The 16,624-nt window shown below is 58.2% G+C and carries 16 protein-coding genes; 8 read left to right on the forward strand and 8 right to left on the reverse strand.

Features of this window, described 5'->3' with window-relative positions; genetic code table 11:
- Window positions 1-46: 46 nt before the first annotated feature.
- From DSM107133_RS23220 to phnE, 4 genes are read left to right on the forward strand one after another with little or no spacing between them, the layout of a single operon-like run.
- Window positions 47-1,927 carry a cytochrome c peroxidase gene (locus tag DSM107133_RS23220; RefSeq protein ID WP_240310633.1) on the forward strand — a complete coding sequence of 627 codons (1,881 nt, stop codon included), beginning with the start codon at window positions 47-49 and terminating at the stop codon, window positions 1,925-1,927.
- On the forward strand, window positions 1,876-2,799 hold the full coding sequence (locus DSM107133_RS23225) for a phosphate/phosphite/phosphonate ABC transporter substrate-binding protein (RefSeq protein WP_243253642.1): 924 nt from the start codon (window positions 1,876-1,878) through the stop codon (window positions 2,797-2,799). The genes DSM107133_RS23220 and DSM107133_RS23225 overlap by 52 nt, the downstream gene beginning before the upstream one ends.
- Complete coding sequence (locus DSM107133_RS23230) at window positions 2,796-3,581, forward strand: ATP-binding cassette domain-containing protein (RefSeq protein ID WP_240310634.1); 786 nt, start codon at window positions 2,796-2,798, stop codon at window positions 3,579-3,581. The genes DSM107133_RS23225 and DSM107133_RS23230 overlap by 4 nt, the downstream gene beginning before the upstream one ends.
- The gene (gene phnE, locus DSM107133_RS23235; RefSeq protein WP_037207702.1) at window positions 3,581-4,339 is read left to right on the forward strand and encodes a phosphonate ABC transporter, permease protein PhnE; all 759 of its coding nucleotides are present in this window, start codon (window positions 3,581-3,583) and stop codon (window positions 4,337-4,339) included. Before DSM107133_RS23230 ends, phnE begins: the two co-directional genes overlap by 1 nt.
- Before the next feature lie 32 nt (window positions 4,340-4,371).
- On the opposite strand, the gene DSM107133_RS23240 is transcribed toward phnE, so the two are convergent.
- Window positions 4,372-4,884, reverse strand: coding sequence for a L,D-transpeptidase family protein (locus DSM107133_RS23240; RefSeq protein ID WP_111445351.1), 513 nt, complete (start codon window positions 4,882-4,884; stop codon window positions 4,372-4,374).
- 184 nt (window positions 4,885-5,068) lie between these two features.
- Here DSM107133_RS23240 and DSM107133_RS23245 point away from each other — a divergent pair, with 184 nt between their 5' ends.
- Entirely contained in the window at window positions 5,069-6,283 is a 1,215-nt protein-coding gene (locus tag DSM107133_RS23245) for an IS256 family transposase (protein ID WP_072629711.1), read from the forward strand.
- Window positions 6,284-6,354: 71 nt separating this feature from the next.
- On the opposite strand, the gene DSM107133_RS23250 is transcribed toward DSM107133_RS23245, so the two are convergent.
- The 5 genes from DSM107133_RS23250 to DSM107133_RS23270 all read right to left on the reverse strand — a co-directional run bounded on the left by DSM107133_RS23250 (window position 6,355) and on the right by DSM107133_RS23270 (window position 10,830).
- The gene (locus tag DSM107133_RS23250; protein ID WP_072629712.1) at window positions 6,355-7,269 is read right to left on the reverse strand and encodes a cation diffusion facilitator family transporter; all 915 of its coding nucleotides are present in this window, start codon (window positions 7,267-7,269) and stop codon (window positions 6,355-6,357) included.
- A 284-nt stretch (window positions 7,270-7,553) separates the two neighbouring features.
- The gene (locus tag DSM107133_RS23255) at window positions 7,554-8,966 is read right to left on the reverse strand and encodes a TRAP transporter large permease subunit (protein WP_240310590.1); all 1,413 of its coding nucleotides are present in this window, start codon (window positions 8,964-8,966) and stop codon (window positions 7,554-7,556) included.
- Window positions 8,917-9,390 carry a TRAP transporter small permease subunit gene (locus DSM107133_RS23260; protein WP_240310589.1) on the reverse strand — a complete coding sequence of 158 codons (474 nt, stop codon included), beginning with the start codon at window positions 9,388-9,390 and terminating at the stop codon, window positions 8,917-8,919. The genes DSM107133_RS23255 and DSM107133_RS23260 overlap by 50 nt, the downstream gene beginning before the upstream one ends.
- 85 nt (window positions 9,391-9,475) lie before the next feature.
- Entirely contained in the window at window positions 9,476-9,985 is a 510-nt protein-coding gene (gene lspA / locus DSM107133_RS23265; RefSeq protein ID WP_058314162.1) for a signal peptidase II, read from the reverse strand.
- Window positions 9,982-10,830 carry a cation transporter gene (locus DSM107133_RS23270; protein ID WP_072629714.1) on the reverse strand — a complete coding sequence of 283 codons (849 nt, stop codon included), beginning with the start codon at window positions 10,828-10,830 and terminating at the stop codon, window positions 9,982-9,984. Before DSM107133_RS23270 ends, lspA begins: the two co-directional genes overlap by 4 nt.
- Window positions 10,831-10,886: 56 nt before the next feature.
- Between DSM107133_RS23270 and DSM107133_RS23275 the strand changes: the two genes are divergently transcribed.
- Complete coding sequence (locus DSM107133_RS23275) at window positions 10,887-11,237, forward strand: metalloregulator ArsR/SmtB family transcription factor (protein WP_058314138.1); 351 nt, start codon at window positions 10,887-10,889, stop codon at window positions 11,235-11,237.
- A gap of 292 nt (window positions 11,238-11,529) precedes the next feature.
- Here the strand turns inward: DSM107133_RS23275 and DSM107133_RS23280 are convergent, their stop codons facing one another.
- Window positions 11,530-13,872, reverse strand: a complete 2,343-nt coding sequence (locus DSM107133_RS23280) for a cation-translocating P-type ATPase (RefSeq protein ID WP_072629715.1) — start codon at window positions 13,870-13,872, stop codon at window positions 11,530-11,532.
- Window positions 13,873-14,124: 252 nt separating this feature from the next.
- On the opposite strand from DSM107133_RS23280, the gene DSM107133_RS23285 reads away from it, so the two are divergent.
- The gene (locus DSM107133_RS23285; RefSeq protein WP_072629716.1) at window positions 14,125-14,394 is read left to right on the forward strand and encodes a hypothetical protein; all 270 of its coding nucleotides are present in this window, start codon (window positions 14,125-14,127) and stop codon (window positions 14,392-14,394) included.
- Window positions 14,395-14,432: 38 nt separating this feature from the next.
- Here DSM107133_RS23285 and DSM107133_RS23290 read toward each other — a convergent pair whose 3' ends face one another.
- The gene (locus DSM107133_RS23290) at window positions 14,433-15,095 is read right to left on the reverse strand and encodes a L,D-transpeptidase (RefSeq protein ID WP_037207721.1); all 663 of its coding nucleotides are present in this window, start codon (window positions 15,093-15,095) and stop codon (window positions 14,433-14,435) included.
- A gap of 279 nt (window positions 15,096-15,374) precedes the next feature.
- Between DSM107133_RS23290 and DSM107133_RS23295 the strand changes: the two genes are divergently transcribed.
- Window positions 15,375-16,283, forward strand: a complete 909-nt coding sequence (locus DSM107133_RS23295; protein WP_009807966.1) for a recombinase family protein — start codon at window positions 15,375-15,377, stop codon at window positions 16,281-16,283.
- The last annotated feature ends 341 nt before the right edge of the window (window positions 16,284-16,624 follow it).

The following is a 16,624-nucleotide window of genomic DNA, read 5'->3' on the forward strand; positions in this document are numbered from 1 at the left end:
TGGGTAGATAAGTTAGACACGTCTAACTTTTTGAATGGAGCCGCCTGTGATCCATCACGTCCTGCGCGTGATCCTCTACGCGATTGTCACCGCTTCGGTGTTGGCTGGTCCCTCTTTGGCAACACCCGCCAAGGAAGCCCCCTGGCTGCCCGAAGCGGCCGCCTATCGCCTGACGCTGTTTCTGGGCAATCTCGCGCCGGTCCCGTGGGACAAAGTGGAACAAGCCTGGACCGAGCCCTATCGCGGATCGGAGTATCGTCTCGGAGCCCTTGACTGGCTGGACCGAGAAAGCGCCATTGATGTCGGTGATCTGTCCGACGCGATTGGCAGGCAGGATCGGCATGCCGTTCATGTGGCAGCCACCCGCCTCATCGCGCTGAGAATTGAAGAAGAGCTGGATGCAGCCATTGCTGCCGATAACCCGGCGGTATCGCAACAGGCAGTGGCCACTGCCAAGGAGCTTTACCGCGCGTTTGCCGACCATATCAAAGCCGCAGACCCTGATGCGGCCCGGACACTGGGTCGGGCGTGGCTGGAACTCAACAATGCCACAGGCTCGGCCGGCGTGCTCGGCGCTGGCGCCAAGGATAGGAATGTTGAGGAAATGACTGCCGCGCGCGCGGAAATTTCAGCCTATCTGGCCGAAAATTACCTCGTCGCGGATCCTGCCCTGCGCCAGACGCTGACTGCCGTGCCCGAGGCGATTGCCCGAACCGGACAGCCGGTTGAATTGCCCGCCGCTCTGCCCCCCGGCTCAGACATCTTCGATCAGGACCCTCTACCACTTCTCGTGCTCAATTTCGAGGAGCAGGGGATCGACGAAACCGACCTGCCCCTCATCGTCTACGGTGACATGCTGTTTGACAGTGCAGAGATATTCGGCGGACCGGCCCGCGATCTGGGCATAGCCTGTTCGACTTGTCACAATCGCTCGGACATCAATCAGCGATTTTTCATTCCCGGTGCCAGTCACCAGCCCGGAGCAGTCGACGTGGATGGCGCTTTCTTCAACCCGATGTTCAACGACCGCCGCGATGATCCGATCGATATCCCAAGCCTGCGCGGGCTGCGCTTTACCGGACCTTACGGGCGAGACGGTCGTTTCGCGTCGCTGCGGGATTTCTCCCGCAACGTGATCGTCAATGAATTCGCTGGCGAAGAACCCACACCCTTCATGCTGGACGCACTCGTGGCCTACATGACCGAGTTCGATTTCCTGCCCAATTCCCTGGTCACCGGCGACGGCCAGTTGACGGAGGCCGCGCCGGATGCTGCGCGGCGTGGCGAAGAGGTATTCAACCGCCCCTTCGTCGGAATGGGCAACCAATCCTGTGCCAGCTGCCATACGCCATCCGGCAACTTTCTTGATCGCAAATCGCACGACATCGGATCGGTGGCTGCGGCTTACGAAGGGTCACATGCAGGTGCCCTCGACACGCCCACCTTGCTCGGTACGCTCTACACAGCGCCGTATTTCCACGACGGTCCCCTGCCGACGCTGGCAAGTGTTGTGGATTGGTTCGACGAGACAAAGAACCTTGGCCTGACCGATGCCGAGCGGTCGGACCTGACCGCCTATCTGGAAACGGTTGGCGCAGCCGATGAGCCATACGAGGCTTTCGATACCGCGAACACGCCCTTCCGTCTGGCCTTCGCCGAACTCACGACCTTTGCCTCGACGCTCGACACGCTTCTACCGAAACGCGATGCGCAGCACATCCTGGTCCTGACCGACACGGTTGCGGCCGATCTTGCGGCCGATGCAGGCACGATGGCCAATCTTTCGTCGCGGCCCGAGGTCTACGCACTGGCCGAGCGCTTGGCAGAGGTCGGCGCAGCCGTTCGGGCAGAGAACTGGGCGGCCGCGGAAACGAGTTGGAGTCTGTTCAAGACGGATGCCGCCGCCATAGAAGAAAAGGCGTTTTGATGATGCCTCGCTTGAATCGCCGTCACCTTCTTATTCTCGCAGCGGCCGGTCTTGTCTCGCAGCCGATGCCTGCTCTGGCGCAGTCTGGCCCGTTGCGCCTGGCCTTTATACCGCAGGAGAACCCCGACAAGCTTCTGGGCGATATCAAGGCGATCACCGCCTGGCTTTCGTCTGAAATCGGTGTGCCAGTCGAAGGGTTCGTTACCATCGACCACGCGGCGGCCGTCGAAGCATTGCGCAACGGCGATGCCGATATTTCCTTTATGGGTGCCCTACCCTTCGTTCTGGCCGAAAGGGAAATCGGTGCCATCCCGCTCTTGTCAGAGGTCTACCGCGATACGCCCAGTTATACGGGCCGCGTCTTTGTGCGCCGTGACAGCGGCTTCAAGATGCTGGCCGATCTGGAAGGTCGCGACATCGCCTTTGCCGACCCGATTTCGGAATCGGGATACATGTACCCCCTGGCCGAGTTTGAGCGCGCAGGCCTGGTATCCAGCCCGGATGCGGCAGAGGACTTCTTTGGCCGCATTTTCTTTGCCGGTGGCTACCAACAGGCAATGCAGGCGATGGCGGAGGGCCTGGTCGATGCAGCCGGGGCCAGCCAATACGCCGACCTTCTTCTCACCCCCGAGCAGCAATCTCAGGTTACTTGGATCGCGGAAAGCGATGCCATTCCAAGCCATGTCGTCATCGCACGTCCCGAACTGGACGCGGAGCTTCGCGAGAACTTCGTTGCCGCGATGATGAAGCTCAACATGCCAGAACACCGCGACAAACTCCGCTATCTCTACGGCCCGGATGGCTATGTCGAAGCCGACCCTTCGGTGTTCGACGGTGTGCGGACTATGGCGCAGCGCTTCGGATTACTATGATGCAGAACGCCATTCACATCGACGATCTGAGCTTCGGCCATCACGGTGCTGAGCAGCGCGCCATCGATCAGGTGTCCCTGCACATAGCCGCCGGGGAGTGCGTTGCCCTTCTTGGTCCTTCCGGAGCAGGCAAGACCACGCTTTTGACGTTGCTGGATGGACGGTTGCGCGATTGGCAAGGGCGGGTCTCTGTCCTTGGTGTACCATTCGAACCCAACCGTGCGCTGCCCTTGGAAAAGCGCGCTGAAACAGGTTTCATCTTTCAGGAGTTTGCGCTTGTCGAACGATCGACAGTGATGCGCAACGTCTTGAACGGCAGGCTGGGCCGGATGCCCGGCTGGCGCGCGTTGCTTGGCAACGTGTCGAAGTCCGACATGGACATAGCCCGATCGGCACTCTCCGACTGCGGCATCGCGGACCTCGCAGACCGGCGCGTGGACTCGCTCAGTGGCGGCCAGCGCCAGCGGGTGGCAATTGCCCGTTGTCTCGCACAAGAGCCTAAGCTGATCTTCGCGGACGAGCCGGTCAGCAACCTTGATCCGTCCAGAGCAGCGGACATCCTGACACTTCTCACCAGCGCCGCCCAGGCACGTGGGGCAACGACTGTGTTCTCGTCGCATCAACCGGAACTGGCACGGCGTTTTGCCGACCGTATCATCGGAATGCGCAACGGGCGGATCGTCTTTGATGTCGCGACGCACGATCTGACGGATGACGCGACGGCGGCGCTCTATGACGACACCGACCCGGCATCCGGCGCACGGCTCAAGGTCGTAAGCTGATGCGGTCGCGCAATCTGGGCGGGTTCTGGGCCGGGATGTTGGTTGCCGGTGTGGTGCTGTGGTCGCTGATCACCACCGATGTCGAACTGTCCCGACTGCTGTCTGCAGGCCCTCGCATTGCGGATTTCCTTGGCCGCATGTTCCCGCCGGATCCGACCGTTATGGATGAGATCTGGAAGGGGAGCGCCGAGACGCTGCGGATCGCGATCCTCGGTACTGTCGGTGCGGTGATCCTTTCCGTTCCGCTTGGCATCCTCGCCTCCGAGACGATGGTGTCGGCAACGGTGCACCGGCCGATCCGCACTGTTCTGGCATTTATTCGCGCGATCCCGCTGATCCTGGTGGCAATGCTGATGGTGGGCGCGGTTGGGCTGGGGCCATTGCCCGGCATCATCGCGGTGGCGCTCCACGCGACAGGCATGCTGGCCAAATTCTACGCCGAAGCGATCGATGGTGTGTCCCGCGCTCCGATTTCCGCTTTGGAAAGTGCCGGAGCCGGGCCGTTGCTGCGTTTACGCCATGCGATCTGGCCGCAAATGGCCCCTGTTGTAGCGCGGGACACGATCTTTCGGTTCGAGCTGAACCTGCGCGAGTCTCTGATCCTTGGCATTGTCGGGGCAGGTGGAATCGGGTTCTACATTCAGACCTATGTGCGCTCGTTCCAATACGACAAGGCCGCAAGCGTGACGATTGCAGTGGTCATCATGGTGATCGCCATTGAAGGGATCAATGTTGCGCTGCGCCGCCGGTTTGCCTGATCCGGTTGAGCTTCAGTGAGTCTCAGAAGCTGCTAGGCATAAATCTCGATAGGTGTCCCATCGCGCACCATTGCATAGACATCTTCGACCTGCCGATCGGTGACCGAGATGCATCCAGCCGTCCAGTCCCGCTTGTTCATCGGGTCGATGCCCTTTCGGGGACCGCCATGGATGAAGATATCACCGCCAGGAGATTTGCCCTGCGCTTCAGCAAAGGCGATATCCTCCTCGTTCGGATAGGAAATTCCGACAGACAGATGAAACAGGCTGTTCGGATTGCGACGGTCGATGGTGTACGCACCTTCAGGCGTGCGTCCATCGCCCTCGAATTGCTTGTGTCCTTCCGGCGCGAACCCCAAGCCAACCGGATAGGTGCGCAAAACGCCCTCCGTGCCATCAAGCACCAGCAGTCTTTGCGACTTGTAGAGGCGCACGCGCGTCACTTCTGGACCGTTGTACGAGCGAAACTTGCTGGCGCATCCCGAGAGAAAGGCCGCCACGCCACCCAAGAGAAAGAAACGTCTCGGAAGTCTGTCAATCATCACTGCTCGATGCCCCTTTTTCGGACTAATTGATTAAGGCAAGAATATTAAAAAGTTGATTTTGGATCAACCGTTGCCAGCGAGCGAAAGACTTTCCAACTGCTGCGGGCGTGCATGAAGAGAGTGTCCGACCTTCTGTGTATGAGTAATATGGCCCATGCTTCACCAACGAAGGAGCATGACTGCAATGACAATTTCCAAGGAACTACTGGACGAGCTGCTCAGCGGCGTTGAACGACCTGAGGATTTACTCGGCGACAAAGGCCTGATGAAGGAACTGAAGGTCCGGCTGATGGAACGGATGTTGGGCGCGGAACTGACCGAGCATCTGGGCTATGAGCCACATGGTGAGCCTGCCAGCCAGCAGGCCAACCGGCGTAATGGGGCGACGCGCAAAGTGCTGAAGGGCAACGACGGTGCGGTGCCGATTGACATCCCACGAGACCGGGAAGGCAGTTTCGAACCTGAGCTGATCCAGAAGGGCCAAACCCGGATCGACGGGATGGATGACAAGATCATCGGGCTTTATGCTGCAGGTTTGTCGACCCGCGATATCCGCGCCCACCTTGAAGAGGTTTATGGCCTGAAGGTTTCCGCCGACCTGGTCAGTCGCGTCACCGATGCGGTTCTGGAGGAGGTTTCAGATTGGCAAAACCGTGCCTTGGAACCAGTTTATCCTATCGTTTTTCTCGACGCTCTCAGGGTCAAAATCCGCGACGCTGAAAGTCGCCAGGTTAAAAACAAGGCCGTCTACGTGGCCTTGGGGGTCACCGCGGAGGGTGAACGCGAGGTTCTGGGCCTGTGGATCGCGGCCAACGAGGGGGCCAAATTCTGGCTGTCGATCATGAACAACCTGCGCAATCGGGGCGTCGAAGACATCCTGATCGCCGTCGTCGATGGCCTTAAGGGCTTCCCTGACGCCATCAACGCAGCCTTCCCCGATACGACTGTGCAAACCTGCATCGTGCACCTTGTGCGCCACTCCCTGAACTTCTGCGGCTGGAAAGACCGCAAGGCCGTGGCCAAAGACCTGCGTCGGGTTTATCAGGCGGTGGACGACGAGGAAGCCGCCAAAGCCTTGGATGATTTCGAAGCTGAATGGGGTACAAAATACCCCTCAATCGCGCCAAGCTGGCGGCGCGCATGGCAGGAGGTCATCCCGTTCTTTGCCTTCCCGCCCGCGGTGCGCAAAATCATCTACACCACCAACGCCATAGAAAGTCTGAACCGGGTGATCCGGAAAACCACGAAAACACGTGGCAGCTTTCCAACAGATGATGCCGCAACCAAGCTGATCTATTTGGCAATCCGAAAATTCGAGAACACCGGACGGTGTGTCAGGGAATGGGTTGCTGCCCGAAACCAGTTCGCTATTCTCTACCCTGAACGGTTCAACCGATGACCTGTTTCAACCGCATGGGCTAAGCCTCATACACAGAGTTTCGGATACTCCCTGGATGAATGTCAACAAGCTCAAGTGCCGTAAACATGGCAAGAATCCAGCTCCCTGTCCGGCGTTTCCATCTCGAGGGTGCTGTGTTCTACTCCGAACTTATGGATTAGAATTGCTTCGATGTGATCCCTGATGGCTTCGGCTTTAGGCCAATTCGGTACTGTGACAACGACATGAGCGTCGATGGCCAGTCTCTGTTCCGGGAGCCGCCAGAAGTGTAGATGATGAATATCTTGCACCCCTTCTACGGAAATTATTTGTTGCACAACATCTGCCGCATCCAGGTTTGATGGCGCTCCAAGCAGCGACGATCTAAGCGCCTCCCCAATACCGCGGAGGGCGAACCAAAGAAGCGCGCCGGACAATAAAACTGCAATAATCGTGTCAGTTCGCCCGGAACCAAGCAACAAAATAGCTACGCCGCCAGCGAGAACTGGTAGCAAGAACGCTAAACGGTCTGACCATAGGGGCGGTGATGTGCCGATTTTACGTCGGCGCCACGATGTTGGTGCCGGTTTCGAGAACACCAGTAACTCAATCCCTATCAAGACAGAGACGAGCACCACTATGATCCAGCCTTGCGCCAGATGAGGGGAATTTAGGCGCATAACGCCGTGGTAAATGACCGAAGCGGATAGCAGTACCACAGCAACACAATTCGCCAACTCTGTCGCAATTTCCAATCGCCCATATCCTAGAACAACGCGGTCCTCTTTCTGACGTCGTGTCAGCCTAGTCGCCGCTGAACTCATCAACAACTCGACCACGTCCGAAGCGTAGAGCAATGCGATGGCAATAAGGGCAAGGCTTCCAGAAAAAAGGCTGCCGACAGACAACGCCAAGGCAATCGGCAAGTACAACCACTTGTTCCATCGCGCTTGCCTCTGACAACTGGCGACGCCCGCGAACACTTCGATTTGCTTATCGCTCTTCATGTACCGGCCAAACCTTGTCCGGCCGAGCACTCTGCTCGACCAAAAATACTGCCGCTGATCTCCTTGCGTCGATGCTCTTCTTGCAACGCAGGAGACGCTCTACTTCTCTTGTCACTCTCTCTAGGACACGATCAGAAGATCTTTGAAACAGGCGAGATTGCTATCGCAAGTCTAGCTCCTCCACAGCTCAACACACATGTTACAACCTCTAGCAACTAGAGGTTCAAGCAATTTCGCTCCCAATAGGATCAATCACAGCCGATACCCAAAGTATGCAACATCTGTCACCGCTGTATCAGCTGCGGCATATCTGCGGTCCCAAGGGCCATCTCAGGCAGCCAAGTGATAAGCTGAGGAAACGAGATCAGCGCCACGATCAATACAATCTCAATGGCAACAAGAGGTACCGCTCCGCGATAGATATCGGATAGGTTGATACCCTTCGGTGCCGCCATCTTAGCAAAAAACAGGGCATAGCCGAAAGGAGGCGTCAGGAAGGACGTTTGCAAGGCCAACGCAATCAGGCCAGCGATCCAGATCTGCGCAAAGTAGGCAGAGCCGACGTGATCTGCGAAGTCGAGCTCTGAAATAATCGGCATCAGTACGGGTACAAAGACCAGCAGCACCTCGATCCAGTCAAAAACAAACCCAAGTATGATGATCACGCCAAGGAGGATCGCCAACAGTTCCCACCGGGTGAGATCGAATGCGGATATCCACTCGAAGATGACGTCCGGTCCACCGACCAGGTGGAAACTGAGCGAGAATACCGATGCGCCCAATACGATGAAGAAGACCATCGACGTCATCGTGCTTGTCTGCACCGTGACAGAGTTCAACGATGAGAAAGACAAGCGCTTTCGCGCCAGCGCGACCAATAGCGCGCCAAAAACCCCTACTCCAGCCGCCTCTGTTAGTGTCGCAAAGCCCAGAATGATGCTGAGCGGAATGGATGCGATGACCGCGACAGACGCGAGTACAAACAAGAGGTCTGACACAAGATTGGTCTTGGGTGTGTCCAGCGGGATTTCGACCGTTTTTCTCAAGGTGACCGCAAAGTAGACCGCGAAGGCCATGACCATCAGAAGCACAGGTACGATGAGGGCCACATACATCAATCCGATGCGCAGATAGAACACGTTCGAGATGAAGAACAGCATCACGGCTGGCGGGAACACGACACCCAATGCTCCAGAAGCTGCGACAGCGCCTCCTGCGGTTCGCGGTGCGTAGCCCGACGCCATCATCGGGGCATAGGCCACCAACGCCACAGTTATGACGGAAGCACCGATCACCCCGGCGGCGGGCGCAAGAACGAGGCCGATCAGCAAAGTCGCAATGGCGTAGCGACCGGGAACGCCTGTCAGAAGACGCCCCAGCAAGCGAAACATGGTTTCGGCAATCCCGCTGGCATTCAAGATCAGGCCAAGAAAAATCAACATTGGAACGCTGGTGAATTGGACTGATTCATTGGTCAGTACACCACGGGCCCGCAGGTAGATCAGCCCCAGATGCTGAAAATCAGTGATCCCCACCCAAACCGCAGCGACAAACCCCAAGAAGCCTGTCCCCGCGAGCACCAGAGCCACCGGAAAGCCGCTGAAGACCCCGATGGCCATCACGACAAGCATGGCAACCGTGAAGACCTCATTCACCATTGTGCAGGCCGCTTGTTTGTTCCGGTGCACCTTGCGCACGTCTCCCTGTCAGAAAGGCGATGTTGCGAAGGGCTACAATCATCCCGGCAAGAGCCAGCAAGATCGGGCCGATGACCCCGGCAATGCGTTGTGCCCACAACTGGGTTTCCGCGAATTTCGTGGTGCGCATCAAACCGTCCCATCCGTAGTAGGTCAGGATGGCGGCGAGCGGCAGAAGGACAAAAAGGCCGCCAATCAGTTCGATCCACGCAATGCGGCGGGCGGACCAATGTCTGCGAAGAACATCAACGCGCACGTGACCGTCGCGCAGATAGGTATACCCAAAGGTCAAGAAAATCAGGATGAACAGCAGTGACGTGGACAGGTCGGGCAAATAGCTTGACACGCCAAGTTGTAGCTTGCGATCCAGCATCTGAAGCGCGCCATAAGCAGCAATCGAAACAACTGTCAGCCACGCAGTCACGACGCCGATGCCGCGAATGCCACGGTCAATCCAATCCAAAAATCTCAAGCCGAATTCCCTCCCAAAGTTCTTTGCCTGTTAGCTGTTATCCCCCCGTGACATCTCCCTTGCGATTGTCTTGTTCCCGATTTTCCGGCCTGACTTTCGAGGTGCGAAAGCTGTCCCAGAACAGCAATGCTGCCCCACAAAAGATCGCCACGTCAGCCAAGTTGAAGGACGGCCAGTGGTATGACCCGTAATGGAAGTCGAGAAAGTCAGGGACGGCCTGATAGCGCAGACGGTCAAGGATATTGCCAAGCGCGCCTCCGATGATCAGACCGAGCGCCGCACCTGTCAGCCTGTCCGGAGCCTTCCACAGCCAGATCAGCAGCCATGCCACGACCACGGCAGCAAGTGCGACCAGACCCCACCAGGGTACGACCCCGCCGAGCATACCGAAGCTGACCCCATCGTTCAAAACCCGCACGAGGTTGAGAAAGGGCAGAACCTCGACCCCGTTCTCAAGCGCCGGGGAGTTCAGGGCAAGAGCCTTGGTGCCCTGATCAACACCAAACGCGGCGATGGCGCAAAGCCCACCGAGAACGCGGCTGTTCATGCCACCGCCTTCAGATCGGCCCGCGCGTCGCGGATGATCGCCCATGACGAGTGCAGGAACAGTCCGGCGATCCCGACGGCTACGATGAGATCGGGCCATGCGCTGCCTAGCCAAACCACCAGCCCGGCGGCGATAACGACTGCGGCGTTGCCGATGGCGTCGTTGCGCGAGAACAGCCAGACAGCGCGCATGTTCGCGTCGCCCTTGCGGTACCGCAGCAACGGCAGCACGGAGATGACATTTATCACAAGAGCAATCAGGCCCAGAATCCCCATCAAAGTGGCGTCTGGGGTTGTCGGCTCGAATGCCCTTATGATGGTCGTGCCAAAGACTCCAAGACCAAGCAGGCCGAGGAAGATGCCCTGGATCAGGGCCGACCGCGCTCGCCAAGCGAGGCTCCAGCCGATGGCCAACAGGCCGAGGAAGGTGATTGCGCCGTCGCCGATGAAATCCAACGCGTCGGCCTTCACGGCCTGTGACCCGGCAATGAACCCGCCGATCATTTCAAGAACGCCATAACCAACATTCAGGATCACAACGATCCAGAGCGCGCGGCGATAGCCAGGGTCCTGATGGGCCGCACCTTGCTGAATATCTTCGTCGCTCTCGATGCGGTCAAACCCATACCCTGTTGTCTCGACGGCTTTTTCAATTTCCGGCAAGCGCGCTTCGGGAGCTGTCAAAGTCATTATGTGCGTTGCAGTAGACACTTTCACGGCGTCAGGCGCGATACCTGCAGATTGCGCCGCCCGCTCGATCTGGGCGGCATCCTTGGCGCAATCCATACCGGAAACGCGGTAACGGAAGGATGGGATATCTGCTATCGCGCTTTCTGCGTTGGCCATGATCGCAGTTCTCCTGCTAAAGTGGGAAAAGAAATAATATATCAGTGAGTAGTGATATGGACCAAATTGTCGCCTGCTGCAATAGTGGGACAACCGCTATTGAGAGAAGAGCGAAGCTGTTTCGCGGTTTTGCGGACCCAAGCCGCCTCGCGATCCTCGACGCCTTGCGCGAAGCGCCGTTGGCCGTTCATGAGATTGTGACGTGCACGAAGTTATTGCAGCCAAACGTCTCCAACCATCTCAGGTGCCTTCTGGATTGTGGGCTTGTCGCCAGCGACCGCGACGGACGTTTTATCCGCTACCGTATAAGCAGTCCGCGCATTACAGCTCTCTTGAATGATGTGGACGTCCTTCTCGATGTGGTCGCAGAAGGTGTTGATGCTTGTGACAATTATCGCGGGACATAAGCGACCTTTTTTGCTGCTCTGCCCTAACCCACCCCATGCCAGGTCAATTGCTTAGTCTGGACAAAACCCCGGCAAAACCCTTGAGGATTTGGCGGTTTTTTTGCCCTTGCCGGTTCAGGGTACGATAAGGTCGGTAGTTCCAGACAGACCGAACTCTAGCTACGGCGGGACCATTTGCCGCTTTGGTCGGTCAGGGCACCATTGACCGAGGGGCAATAGTCTGCACCCAACGTTCAATCCAATCTAACAGTTGCAAACCGCCTGCTCCCACTGGTTCTTGCCAGTCACATTGCTAGTGACCGTGCGCCAGTGCCGCCTTTGCCATTTCTTCGCCAACCTCATCGCCACCACGCGGTTCATCGTCGTTGTCGCGCGCGCGCAGCAACCGCAAGGCGTTGGCGACAACGAGAAGGGAAACGCCAACATCGGCCGCGATCGCGCCCCACATCGAGGCCATGCCGAAGGCTGTTGCCACCACGAATGCAGCCTTGGTCGCAAGCGACAGCCCGATGTTCTGCTTAATAATTGCCATGGTCCGGCGGGAATGCCCGATAAGCCATGGCACTTTGCCAATGTCGTCTGTCATCAGCGCGATATCGGCCGTTTCAATTGCGGCGTCGGATCCCACGGCTCCCATAGCGATGCCGTAATGCGCGCGCGCCATCGCCGGAGCGTCATTCACACCATCCCCGATCATCGCGACAGTGCCATATTGTGTCACCAGTTCCTCAATGGCGGTGACCTTGTCCTCGGGCAGCAGTTCCGCGCGCACCTCGTCGATGCCGACTTGGGCAGCCACAGCCTTTGCCGTGGCCGTGTTGTCGCCGGTGAGCATCACGATCTTTTTCACGCCTTGTGCGTGCAAGCGGGCAACGATGCCCTTGGCATCAGGCCGGATCCGGTCGCGCAATTCCAATACGCCGCTGACGCCAGCCGCGTCCCCAACGGCGACCAGTGTGTTGCCTGCCCCTTCGATGCGGTCGCGCAAATCAGATGGAATTGCGGACCCGAACCCTTTTTCTTCGGCAAATCGGTCTGACCCCAGCCAAATGGACTGGTCGCCCATGTCTCCTTCGAGGCCGCGGCCCGGCACGGTGCGTGTGTTGTCGGCTGCGGAAACGGAGAGGCCGTCTTGTTCTGCACGGCTCAGGATCGCGCGGGCCAGCGGGTGTGACGATCTTGCTTCAAGCGCGGCGGCGCGCTTAAGCAGGTCGCGTTCGGACGTCTCGCCAATCGGATAGACCGCAGCGACTTCCGGTTCTCCCATCGTGATCGTGCCGGTCTTGTCCATCGCAAGCGCCGTCGTGCGACCCGGCGCTTCAACATAGGCCCCGCCCTTGATCAACACGCCATTGCGCGCTGCGGCCGCAAGGGCAGCGACAATAGAAACCGGCGTTGAGATCACCAAGGCACAAGGGCAGGCGATGACCAGCAGAACCAGCGCGTTGTAGAACCAAAAGCCCCAGTCACCGCCTGCGACAAGCGGTGGAACCAAGGCAATTAGAACGGCCAGCCCCATTACAACCGGTGTGTAGATGCGCGCGAACTTCGTCACCCATTGTTCAACCTCGGCGCGGCGTGAATGTGCATCGCTTACCATGCGGATGATTTTGGACAAGACCGTGTCGGAGGCAGTTTTTGTTGCCCGTACAGTTAAAGTGCCCTCGCCATTGATGGTGCCGGCGTAGACATCATCGCCCGCTTCTTTTGGCACCAAGGCGCTTTCACCCGTAATGGGGGCCTGATCGACGGCCCCTGCCCCGTCGACAACTTCCCCGTCGAGCGGAATACGGTCGCCACCTCGCACGATGAACCGCGCACCGACAGCTACAGCCGCGGCGGGAACGTCGGCCTCTGAGCCATCGTCATAGAGCACCCGGGCTGTCGGTGGTGCGAGGTCGAGAAGCGCTGACACAGCATTGCGCGCGCGCCCCACGCTCCAACTCTCAAGATAGAGCGAAAGCGAAAAGAAGAACGCGACCGTCGCGGCCTCGAAAAACTCGCCAAGCCCGATGGCCCCGGCCACGGCGACCACCATCAACAGGTTCATGTCCGGAGAAAGCCGACGCGCCGACGACCACGCTTTGGGTGCGACCAGCCACACGCCCAAGAGGATCGCTATTGCGAACAACCCTGCTTCGGCAATGGGCATCGGCGCTTCACCATGGCCCGAGAACAATCCGATGGCGCCGCCGAACCCAGTCTCAATGACGTGGTAGATGAACCCTGCCGCCCAGAATCCGCCACTAAGCAACGTGAACAGTTTTTGTTTTTTCAGATGTGCGGCCTGATCCGCGCTGGCATCTTCGGCATCCCAGGGTTTGGCCGTCATCCCGGTGGTCGCAACCAATTGAAGGATCTTGTCCGAAGACGGGTTCGTCCCGCCATCCAGAACCGTCATCCGCGCATTGATGACGTCAAACGCAAGATACTCCGTGCCACCAACTTCCGGTCCGACGACCCGGTTCAGGATCGAGACCTCTTCGGCGCAATCCAGGCCGCTGACATGGAAACTGCGGCCGTCCGAGGCTCGAACGTTGGTTGGCTCAATGGCCTGTCCTCCGCAACAACTGCCGCACGCGCCCTCAGATACGGGAGAATGGTCTTGGCTGTTTTGAGCACCGTCATGTGGCATGGATCATCCTCGGATTCGCTATTGTAGGGAGGTGATACGCCCTACAGCAACTAGAGGTTCAAGAGAAAAGTTCGGTCTTCCATGTAGCCGCGTGGTTAATGGGGTGATCGCAGGCGGTTTGGGTCGAAACCATTGAGTTTCGATCACTTTCCTCAGGAAATTCGCCTGTGATCTTGCCTTTGCGTTGCACCACATGCCGTCGGATGCGAGAAAGACGCATCTAAGAATTCAAAGCAGCAGGACAGTGAGTTTATGTACACACGGATCGCAATTTTTATCCTTCTCGGCGTGGCGCTCGGAGCCTGCTCGGAAACCCTCTCGAATTCACAAGGCTCGGGTGCGCTGCCGCCGGTCCCGGAGCAAATCGTGGCGCTCGCGGCTCCAAACCAGGATCTCTCGACCGCACGCTTGCGGCCGGCAGACAATTGCTATTGGTACATGCATTCCGGGCCGGTCGAGGACACGCTCCTGCCGCTCAGGACATCGGGCGGCAATCCGATCTGCGTCAAGCCGGCAGCGTAGCTTTGGCGGCTCGACGGGCCTGACCGTCAAGTTGAAGGTTAGCTGCGGGCCGTGACACTGTCTTCCGCCGAATAAAGGAATGCGGTGGAGCCGATAGCAACACGGGGATAAAGCTCATTGATATGCGCCATAACCATGCGAACGCATCCGGAGCTGGCGCGCCCACCAATTGATCTGGATTGCGGTGATCCGTGTATCCTCAGATATGTGTCACGCTGCCCGACGAACAAATAGATTGCGCGAGATCCCAATGGGTTTTGCGGGCCTGGTTCCTGGCCATTTGCATACTTTTCAAGCGACGGATCGCGCTCGATCATCGATTTGGTCGGTGTCCAGTGTGGCCATTCCACCTTTCGGCGGATCGAGTAGGTCCCCGGCTCGTAAAGATTGCCGCGGGCAATCGCCACGCCGTAACGCATCGCGGTGCCGCCTTCCTCGATATGATAAAGATACCGCGCGACCGCATCGACATGAATGTCGCCGGGTGTCAGACCAGACCGGGCTTCAACCCGACGTGGCAGGAAGCGCGGTTGCAATCCCCAAGGGTTCGACGTCTCGAGATCGAAGTTTGCAGGTGTCACTTGCGCATCCCAAGCCGCCTTTTGCGATGTCGTTGGCCATGTACTGGCAAACACAGGGTTTGAAATCGGCGCAGAGAACACAGCTGCGCTGGTCGCGATGAAATGGCGTCTCGTCAACATATTTGGTTTATCTCCTACGCGGTCGGTTTTTTATAGCTTCGCTTTACACGTCGATAGAACTTCTAGCAACTGGAGCTTCAAGGGAAAAAAGACCAACCTACGCAAACATGTCTGCACTAGAAAGCGAGTCGCAGGGATGAGCAGTGAATACATATCGGAATGCGTCCAAACACATCCATGAAAACCGCATTGACCACGCAAGTTGGATCGATCAATTCTGAACAAACTATCAAACGGTCGTTTAATAACGGTATATGAAATTGCAAACGGCCGATTTTCATGCCCCTGATAGGCTATGCGCGCGTATCCACAGAGGATCAGACCCCCCTGCCCCAGTCTGAGGCCCTGCAAACTGCGGGATGCGTCGAGATCTTCGAAGAGCACGCCTCAGGCGGCAATCGTGCCCGGCCGGTGCTTGCCCGCTTGCTGGAGCGCATTAGCAAGGGCGACACGCTGGTTGTCGTACGGATCGACCGGCTCGCACGGTCTCTGTCGCACCTTCTCGAGGTGATCGAACGGTTGGAGGCCAGGGGGGCGTTCTTTCGTTCCATTCAGGACCCGATCGACACCGGATCCCCGCAAGGCAAGTTCACGCTGCAGGTTCTGGGCGCCGCGGCCGAGTTCGAGCGGGCGCTGATCCGGGAACGTACCAAAGCAGGGCTGGCGAGCGCCCGTACCAAGGGCCGGGTCGGCGGGAACCCTGGACTGCGGGCCAAAGACCCTGCTGCTCTTCGCAAAGTACGGCTGGCGCGACAAGACGGCTACATGGAGCGTCTGAACGAGACGGCACAAGATTGGGTGCCCCATGTGCGCCGGTTGCGACCCGACTTGGCCTGGGAAGACGTGGTGCGCATCATCAACGGCCCCTTGCCCGAGGCGCGTCGCTGGACCCAAAGCCGTCTCTTGCGCGCTGTGAAGGCCTATGTCGGCGACGGCTTCCTGCCGGCCGAGGTGCTGGCCCGCGCCGGGCGCCGCGAAACCGACGACCGTCTGCCCGCCATCGTCGCCGGCATCAAGGGCGCGGACCCCGACATCACGCTTCAGGCGATCTGCACCCGGCTGGAAGCGATGCGCGAACGCACGCCTCGTGGCCGAACAAGATGGCAGCCGTCTTCGGTGAAAATGCTGTTGGAGCGGGCGGAACGACTTGGCCTCATGCCGTACGAATCGAGCCAAAATCAGATGTAGCTTCTGACCCGAATCCAAAAAATTTCACCGGGAGAAAACTCCGCAGGAGGCAGAAAGTGCCATTAGTTGCTTGGGGTTAGCTGCTAATGTGCCAACTCAACAGAGTAGCGGCTCGATTTGGTTAGATCTGCATTTAATATATCTATATCAATGACTTGCTGAGTTTTTTACACGACAACACCTATAGGTGTTGTGGATAACTTTCACACTACATTTAGATTCTTCTTGCCGGACTCACTGGATCGTGGCATTCCCATTCTGACGGCAAAACGCGTCAGACACGCTGTACACCGTCAGAATGACTAAGAGCCTCAACAGAGGCCGAGAGTGGGCGGCAGGAC

It is taken from the genome of Pseudosulfitobacter sp. DSM 107133 (genome assembly GCF_022788695.1).
In the GTDB taxonomy this organism is placed as follows: Bacteria; Pseudomonadota; Alphaproteobacteria; order Rhodobacterales; family Rhodobacteraceae; genus Pseudosulfitobacter.

What these genes read in the sequence shown, in the direction of transcription:
- DSM107133_RS23245 (WP_072629711.1), top strand. Translation starts at nt 5,069, where the DNA reads ATGACAATTTCCAAGGAACTACTGGACGAGCTGCTCAGCGGCGTTGAA.
- DSM107133_RS23285 (WP_072629716.1), top strand. Translation starts at nt 14,125, where the DNA reads ATGTACACACGGATCGCAATTTTTATCCTTCTCGGCGTGGCGCTCGGA.
- DSM107133_RS23250 (WP_072629712.1), bottom strand. Translation starts at nt 7,269, where the DNA reads ATGAAGAGCGATAAGCAAATCGAAGTGTTCGCGGGCGTCGCCAGTTGT.
- DSM107133_RS23270 (WP_072629714.1), bottom strand. Translation starts at nt 10,830, where the DNA reads ATGGCCAACGCAGAAAGCGCGATAGCAGATATCCCATCCTTCCGTTAC.
- DSM107133_RS23280 (WP_072629715.1), bottom strand. Translation starts at nt 13,872, where the DNA reads ATGCCACATGACGGTGCTCAAAACAGCCAAGACCATTCTCCCGTATCT.
- phnE (WP_037207702.1), top strand. Translation starts at nt 3,581, where the DNA reads ATGCGGTCGCGCAATCTGGGCGGGTTCTGGGCCGGGATGTTGGTTGCC.
- DSM107133_RS23290 (WP_037207721.1), bottom strand. Translation starts at nt 15,095, where the DNA reads ATGTTGACGAGACGCCATTTCATCGCGACCAGCGCAGCTGTGTTCTCT.
- DSM107133_RS23230 (WP_240310634.1), top strand. Translation starts at nt 2,796, where the DNA reads ATGATGCAGAACGCCATTCACATCGACGATCTGAGCTTCGGCCATCAC.
- lspA (WP_058314162.1), bottom strand. Translation starts at nt 9,985, where the DNA reads ATGAACAGCCGCGTTCTCGGTGGGCTTTGCGCCATCGCCGCGTTTGGT.
- DSM107133_RS23275 (WP_058314138.1), top strand. Translation starts at nt 10,887, where the DNA reads ATGGACCAAATTGTCGCCTGCTGCAATAGTGGGACAACCGCTATTGAG.
- DSM107133_RS23295 (WP_009807966.1), top strand. Translation starts at nt 15,375, where the DNA reads ATGCCCCTGATAGGCTATGCGCGCGTATCCACAGAGGATCAGACCCCC.